Annotated in this window: 2 protein-coding genes and 1 tRNA gene; all 3 read left to right on the plus strand. The window is 67.4% G+C overall.

Features of this window, described 5'->3' with window-relative positions; all coding sequences use genetic code 11:
* Positions 1 to 132: 132 nt before the first annotated feature.
* The 3 genes from rpoB (at position 133) to ACZ7C5_RS10850 (ending at position 7,864) form a co-directional block, all read left to right on the plus strand.
* Positions 133 to 3,609 carry a DNA-directed RNA polymerase subunit beta gene (gene rpoB / locus ACZ7C5_RS10840; RefSeq protein ID WP_188295381.1) on the plus strand — a complete coding sequence of 1,159 codons (3,477 nt, stop codon included), beginning with the start codon at positions 133 to 135 and terminating at the stop codon, positions 3,607 to 3,609.
* 99 nt (positions 3,610 to 3,708) lie between these two features.
* Positions 3,709 to 7,602 carry a DNA-directed RNA polymerase subunit beta' gene (locus ACZ7C5_RS10845; protein ID WP_188295382.1) on the plus strand — a complete coding sequence of 1,298 codons (3,894 nt, stop codon included), beginning with the start codon at positions 3,709 to 3,711 and terminating at the stop codon, positions 7,600 to 7,602.
* Between the two features lie 188 nt (positions 7,603 to 7,790).
* Positions 7,791 to 7,864: transfer RNA gene (locus ACZ7C5_RS10850), tRNA-Met, on the plus strand.
* Positions 7,865 to 8,037 lie beyond the last annotated feature (173 nt).

Consider the following 8,037-nt stretch of genomic DNA (forward strand, 5'->3'; position numbering starts at 1 on the left):
CCTCCGCAAAGCGGCTCTGACCTGGGGTTCCGACCCCGGCGGAGGCCAGTGGCGAGGGAGGCGGGACCAAGCCCAAGCAGGCCCGGCTGGTACGCGCGTAGTGAGCTCCGAGCCCTCGGAAGGACCCCCCTCTTGGCCGCGCCGCGCAACGCCTCGAACAATTCCGCCGCATCCACCGCTCCGCTTCGCGTCTCGTTCGCGAAGATCAAGGAGCCCCTCGAGGTCCCGAACCTCCTGGCCCTGCAGACCGAGAGCTTTGACTGGCTGCTCGGCAATGCGGCCTGGAAGTCCCGGGTCGAGCGGGCGCTGGAGTCTGGTCTGGACGTCCCCACCAAGTCCGGTCTGGAGGAGATCTTCGAGGAGATCTCGCCGATCGAGGACTTCAGCGGGTCGATGTCGTTGACCTTCCGCGACCACCGTTTCGAGCCGCCGAAGAACTCCATTGACGAGTGCAAGGACCGCGACTTCACGTTCGCGGCCCCGCTCTTCGTCACGGCCGAGTTCACCAACAACGAGACCGGTGAGATCAAGTCTCAGACGGTCTTCATGGGCGATTTCCCGCTCATGACCCACAAGGGCACGTTCGTGATCAACGGCACCGAGCGTGTCGTCGTGTCGCAGCTCGTCCGCTCCCCGGGTGTGTACTTCGACTCCACCCTGGACAAGGTGTCCGACAAGGACATCTACTCCTGCAAGGTCATCCCCTCGCGTGGTGCCTGGCTGGAGATGGAGATCGACAAGCGCGACATGGTCGGCGTCCGCATCGACCGCAAGCGCAAGCAGTCCGTCACCGTGCTGCTCAAGGCCCTCGGCTGGACCAACGAGATGATTCTCGAGGAGTTCGGCGAGTACGAGTCGATGCGCAACACCCTGGAGAAGGACCACACCCAGGGCCAGGACGACGCACTGCTGGACATCTACCGCAAGCTGCGTCCGGGCGAGCCGCCCACGCGCGAGGCCGCGCAGACGCTTCTGGAGAACCTGTACTTCAACCCGAAGCGCTACGACCTCGCCAAGGTCGGCCGTTACAAGGTCAACCGCAAGCTGGGCAACGCCGAGTCGCTGGACTCCGGCGTGCTCACCGAGCCCGACATCATCGGTGCGATCAAGTACCTGGTGAAGCTGCACGCGGGCGAGACCGAGTGGCGTGACGGCGAGGGCCGCGACATCGTGGTCGAGGTCGACGACATCGACCACTTCGGCAACCGTCGCCTCCGCAACGTCGGCGAGCTCATCCAGAACCAGGTCCGTACGGGTCTCGCCCGTATGGAGCGCGTCGTGCGTGAGCGCATGACCACCCAGGACGTCGAGGCGATCACGCCGCAGACCCTGATCAACATCCGGCCGGTCGTCGCCTCCATCAAGGAGTTCTTCGGCACCAGCCAGCTGTCGCAGTTCATGGACCAGACGAACCCGCTGTCGGGCCTGACCCACAAGCGCCGTCTGTCCGCCCTCGGCCCCGGCGGTCTCTCCCGTGAGCGCGCCGGCTTCGAGGTCCGTGACGTGCACCCCTCGCACTACGGCCGCATGTGTCCGATCGAGACGCCCGAAGGCCCGAACATCGGTCTGATCGGCTCGCTGGCCTCGTACGGCCGGGTCAACGCGTTCGGCTTCATCGAGACCCCGTACCGCAAGGTCGTCGACGGTGTGGTCACCGAGAAGGTGGACTACCTCACCGCCGACGAGGAGGACCGCTACGTCATCGCCCAGGCGAACGCGCCGCTGACCGCGGACCTGCACTTCGCCGAGCCGCGTGTCCTGGTCCGCCGCCGTGGTGGCGAGATCGACTACATCCCGGGCACCGAGATCGACTACATGGACGTCTCGCCGCGCCAGATGGTGTCGGTCGCGACCGCCATGATCCCGTTCCTCGAGCACGACGACGCCAACCGCGCGCTCATGGGCTCGAACATGATGCGTCAGGCGGTGCCGCTGCTGAAGAGCGAGGCCCCGCTGGTCGGCACCGGCATGGAGTACCGCTGCGCCGTCGACGCCCAGGACGTCATCTCCGCCGAGAAGGCGGGTGTCGTCCAGGAGGTCTCGGCCGACTACGTCACCGTGGCGAACGACGACGGCACGTACACCACGTACCGCGCCGCCAAGTTCACCCGCTCCAACCAGGGCACCGCCTTCAACCAGAAGGTGCTCGTGGACGAGGGCGCCCGGGTCGAGGCCGGCCAGGTGCTGGCCGACGGCCCGTGCACCGACGAGGGCGAGATGGCCCTCGGCAAGAACCTGCTCGTGGCGTTCATGTCGTGGGAGGGTCACAACTACGAGGACGCGATCATCCTGTCGCAGCGCCTCGTGCAGGACGACGTCCTCTCCTCGATCCACATCGAGGAGCACGAGGTCGACGCCCGTGACACCAAGCTCGGCCCCGAGGAGATCACCCGGGACATCCCGAACGTCTCCGAGGAGGTCCTCGCCGACCTCGACGAGCGCGGCATCATCCGCATCGGCGCCGACGTCGTCACCGGCGACATCCTGGTCGGCAAGGTCACCCCGAAGGGTGAGACCGAGCTGACCCCCGAGGAGCGCCTGCTCCGCGCGATCTTCGGTGAGAAGGCCCGTGAGGTCCGCGACACCTCGCTGAAGGTCCCGCACGGTGAGTCCGGCAAGGTCATCGGCGTCCGCGTCTTCGACCGTGAAGAGGGCGACGAGCTGCCCCCGGGCGTCAACCAGCTGGTCCGCGTCTACGTGGCCCAGAAGCGCAAGATCACCAACGGTGACAAGCTCGCCGGCCGTCACGGCAACAAGGGCGTCATCTCCAAGATCCTGCCGGTCGAGGACATGCCGTTCCTGGAGGACGGCACCCCGGTCGACATCATCCTGAACCCGCTGGGTGTCCCGTCCCGAATGAACCCGGGACAGGTCCTGGAGATCCACCTCGGGTGGCTCGCCAAGCAGGGCTGGGACGTCTCCGGCCTCGCCGACGAGTGGGCCCAGCGCCTCCAGGTGATCGGCGCGGACAAGGTCGAGGGCGGCACCAACCTCGCCACCCCGGTCTTCGACGGCGCCCGCGAGGACGAGATCACCGGTCTGCTGGACAACACCACCCTCACCCGCGACGGTGAGCGCCTGGTGAACTCCACCGGCAAGGCCCGGCTGTTCGACGGCCGCTCCGGCGAGCCGTTCCCGATGCCGGTCTCGGTCGGCTACATGTACATCCTCAAGCTGCACCACCTGGTCGACGACAAGCTGCACGCCCGCTCGACCGGTCCGTACTCGATGATCACCCAGCAGCCGCTCGGTGGTAAGGCGCAGTTCGGTGGCCAGCGCTTCGGTGAGATGGAGGTGTGGGCCCTCGAGGCGTACGGCGCGGCCTACGCACTCCAGGAGCTGCTCACCATCAAGTCCGACGACGTCCTCGGCCGAGTGAAGGTCTACGAGGCCATCGTCAAGGGCGAGAACATCCCCGAGCCCGGCATTCCCGAGTCCTTCAAGGTCCTCATCAAGGAAATGCAGTCGCTCTGCCTCAACGTGGAGGTGCTGTCCTCGGACGGCCAGTCCATCGAGATGCGGGACTCGGACGAGGACGTGTTCCGCGCCGCCGAGGAGCTCGGCATCGACCTGTCCCGGCGCGAGCCGAGCAGCGTCGAAGAGGTCTGACGGAGGTGGGGCCGGCCGCAGCAGCGGCCGGCCCGCCCCCAGGCCCCCCTCAGACCACATTGAACGACTCTCGACTTACGAAAGAGGGCTTGACGACCAGTGCTTGACGTCAACTTCTTCGACGAGCTCCGCATCGGCCTGGCCACCGCCGACGACATCCGCCAGTGGTCCCACGGCGAGGTCAAGAAGCCGGAGACCATCAACTACCGCACCCTGAAGCCCGAAAAGGACGGACTCTTCTGCGAGAAGATCTTCGGCCCCACCCGGGACTGGGAGTGCTACTGCGGTAAGTACAAGCGCGTCCGCTTCAAGGGCATCATCTGCGAGCGCTGCGGCGTCGAGGTGACCCGCGCCAAGGTGCGCCGCGAGCGGATGGGCCACATCGAGCTGGCCGCCCCGGTCACCCACATCTGGTACTTCAAGGGCGTGCCGTCCCGCCTGGGCTACCTGCTCGACCTGGCGCCGAAGGACCTCGAGAAGGTCATCTACTTCGCCGCCTACATGATCACCTGGGTCGACGACGAGCGCCGCCAGCGCGACCTGCCGTCCCTGGAGGCGCACGTCTCGGTCGAGCGCCAGCAGATCGAGAACCGTCGCGACTCCGACCTCGAGGCCCGCGCCAAGAAGGCCGAGACCGACCTGGCCGAGCTGGAGGCCGAGGGCGCCAAGGCCGACGTGCGCCGCAAGGTGCGCGAGGGCGCCGAGCGCGAGATGAAGCAGCTGCGCGACCGCGCGCAGCGCGAGCTCGACCGCCTCGACGAGGTGTGGGCCCGCTTCAAGAACCTCAAGGTCCAGGACCTGGAGGGCGACGAGCTGCTCTACCGCGAGCTGCGCGACCGCTTCGGCACCTACTTCTCCGGCTCGATGGGCGCGGCGGCCCTCAAGGACCGCCTGGAGACCTTCGACCTGGCGGAGGAGTCCGAGCGCCTGCGCGAGATCATCCGCACCGGCAAGGGCCAGAAGAAGACCCGCGCGCTGAAGCGCCTCAAGGTCGTCTCCGCGTTCCTCCAGACCACCAACAAGCCCAACGGCATGGTGCTGGACTGCGTCCCGGTCATCCCGCCGGACCTGCGTCCGATGGTGCAGCTGGACGGTGGCCGCTTCGCGACCTCCGACCTGAACGACCTGTACCGCCGCGTCATCAACCGCAACAACCGCCTGAAGCGGCTTCTCGACCTCGGTGCGCCCGAGATCATCGTGAACAACGAGAAGCGCATGCTCCAGGAGGCCGTCGACGCGCTGTTCGACAACGGCCGCCGCGGCCGTCCGGTCACCGGCCCGGGCAACCGCCCGCTGAAGTCCCTCAGCGACATGCTGAAGGGCAAGCAGGGTCGTTTCCGTCAGAACCTGCTCGGCAAGCGAGTCGACTACTCGGCCCGTTCGGTCATCGTCGTCGGCCCCCAGCTCAAGCTGCACCAGTGCGGTCTGCCGAAGGCCATGGCGCTGGAGCTCTTCAAGCCGTTCGTGATGAAGCGCCTGGTCGACCTGAACCACGCGCAGAACATCAAGTCGGCCAAGCGCATGGTCGAGCGTGCCCGTCCGGTCGTGTGGGACGTGCTCGAAGAGGTCATCGCCGAGCACCCGGTCCTGCTGAACCGTGCGCCCACCCTGCACCGCCTCGGCATCCAGGCCTTCGAGCCGCAGCTGGTCGAGGGCAAGGCCATCCAGATCCACCCGCTCGTCTGCACCGCGTTCAACGCGGACTTCGACGGTGACCAGATGGCCGTCCACCTGCCGCTCTCCGCGGAGGCGCAGGCCGAGGCCCGCATCCTGATGCTGTCCTCGAACAACATCCTGAAGCCGGCCGACGGTCGCCCCGTCACCATGCCGACCCAGGACATGGTGCTCGGTCTGTTCTTCCTGACCTCGGACCGCGACAACGTGAAGGGCGCCGGCCGCACCTTCTCGTCGACCGCCGAGGCGATCATGGCCTTCGACGCCCGCGACCTGGACGTGCAGGCCCCGATCGAGCTGCGCCTCCAGGCCGGCACCGTCCCGCCGCGCGGCTGGACCCCGCCGGTGGACGAGGACGGCCGGTCGTCCTGGTACGAGGGTGAGCCCTTCCGCCTGACCACCACCCTGGGCCGCGCGCTCTTCAACGAGCTGCTGCCCGAGGACTACCCGTTCGTCGACTACGAGGTGGGCAAGAAGCAGCTCTCCGCGATCGTCAACGACCTGGCGGAGCGCTACCCCAAGGTCGTCGTCGCGGCGACCCTGGACAACCTGAAGGCGTCCGGCTTCCACTGGTCGACCCGCTCGGGTGTCACCGTCTCGATCTCGGACGTCGTCGTCCCGCCGAACAAGCCCCAGATCCTCGAGGGCTACGAGGCGAAGGCGGAGAAGGTCCAGCGTCAGTACGAGCGCGGCCTGATCACCAACGACGAGCGCAAGCAGGAGCTCATCGGCATCTGGACCCAGGCGACCAACGAGGTCGCCGAGGCCATGAACGAGAACTTCCCGAAGACGAACCCCATCTTCATGATGGTCGACTCGGGTGCTCGTGGAAACATGATGCAGATGCGCCAGATCGCCGGTATGCGTGGTCTGGTGTCGAACGCGAAGAACGAGACCATCCCGCGTCCGATCAAGGCCTCGTTCCGTGAGGGCCTGTCCGTGCTGGAGTACTTCATCTCCACTCACGGTGCCCGTAAGGGTCTGGCCGACACCGCCCTCCGTACCGCCGACTCCGGCTACCTCACCCGTCGTCTGGTCGACGTCTCCCAGGACGTCATCATCCGCGAGGAGGACTGCGGCACCGAGCGCGGCCTGAAGCTGTCGATCGGCTCCGTGGGCGCGGACGGCGTGCTGCGCAAGGCCGACGACGTCGAGACCAGCGTCTACGCCCGGATGCTCGCCGAGGACATCACGGTGGACGGCAAGCTCCTTGCCACCGCCAACACCGACCTCGGTGACGTGCTGATCGACGAGCTGATCCGCCACGGCATCGGCGAGGTCAAGACCCGCTCGATCCTGACCTGTGAGTCGGCCGTCGGCACCTGCGCCATGTGCTACGGGCGTTCGCTGGCCACCGGCAAGCTGGTCGACATCGGTGAGGCGGTCGGCATCATCGCCGCCCAGTCCATCGGTGAGCCCGGTACCCAGCTGACCATGCGTACCTTCCACACCGGTGGTGTGGCCGGTGACGACATCACCCAGGGTCTGCCGCGTGTCGTCGAGCTCTTCGAGGCCCGTACCCCCAAGGGTGTGGCCCCGATTTCGGAGGCGCAGGGCCGGGTCCGCATCGAGGACACCGAGAAGACCCGCAAGCTGGTCGTCACGCCGGACGACGGCACCGACGAGATCGCCTACCCGGTCTCGAAGCGTGTGAAGCTGCTCGTCAGCGAGGGCGAGGCGGTCGCGGTCGGCCAGAAGCTGACCATGGGTGCCACCAACCCGCACGACGTCCTGCGCATCATGGGCCAGCGTGCCGTCCAGGTCCACCTGGTCGCCGAGGTCCAGAAGGTCTACAACTCGCAGGGCGTGTCGATCCACGACAAGCACATCGAGATCATCATCCGGCAGATGCTCCGCCGCGTGACGATCATCGAGTCGGGCGACGCCGAGCTGCTCCCGGGCGAGCTCGTCGAGCGCGGCCGCTTCGAGACCGAGAACCGTCGCGTGGTCGCCGAGGGCGGTCACCCCGCCTCCGGCCGTCCGCAGCTGATGGGTATCACCAAGGCCTCGCTGGCCACCGAGTCCTGGCTGTCGGCCGCCTCCTTCCAGGAGACGACCCGGGTCCTCACCGACGCGGCGATCCACGCCAAGTCGGACCCGCTGCTGGGCCTCAAGGAGAACGTCATCCTCGGTAAGCTCATCCCGGCCGGTACGGGTCTGCCCCGCTACCGCAACATCCGGGTCGAGCCGACCGAGGAGGCCAAGGCCGCGATGTACTCGGCCGTCGGCTACGACGACTACGACCTGTCGCCCTTCGGCGCCGGCTCCGGCCAGGCGGTTCCGCTGGACGACTACGACTACGGCCCGTACACCGGCTGAGTCCCCCTTCCCGCCCGTCACCGGGCGGGAGGGGCCCAGGTCACTGATCGCAGGGCGGTCACCCCTCAGGGGGTGGCCGCCCTGCGGCGTTTCCGGGCCCGTGCCGGCATCGCGGACGGTGCCGGCGGGGGCCGGAGGGGAGGCGATTAGGTGATTCGGTTGAAGTCGCGTAGATTCGTGTTCACCGACGCGGGGTGGAGCAGCTCGGTAGCTCGCTGGGCTCATAACCCAGAGGTCGCAGGTTCAAATCCTGTCCCCGCTACAAAGACGAAGGGCCCGGAGGCATCAAGCCTCGGGGCCCTTCGGCGTTCCCGGGCCCCGGTCGGGCCAGTCGGCCCCGCCGGCGGGGGCCGGAGGGGAGGCGATTAGGTGATTCGGTTGAAGTCGCGTAGATTCGTGTTCACCGACGCGGGGTGGAGCAGCTCGGTAGCTCGC

This window comes from Kitasatospora sp. NPDC036993 (assembly GCF_055607525.1).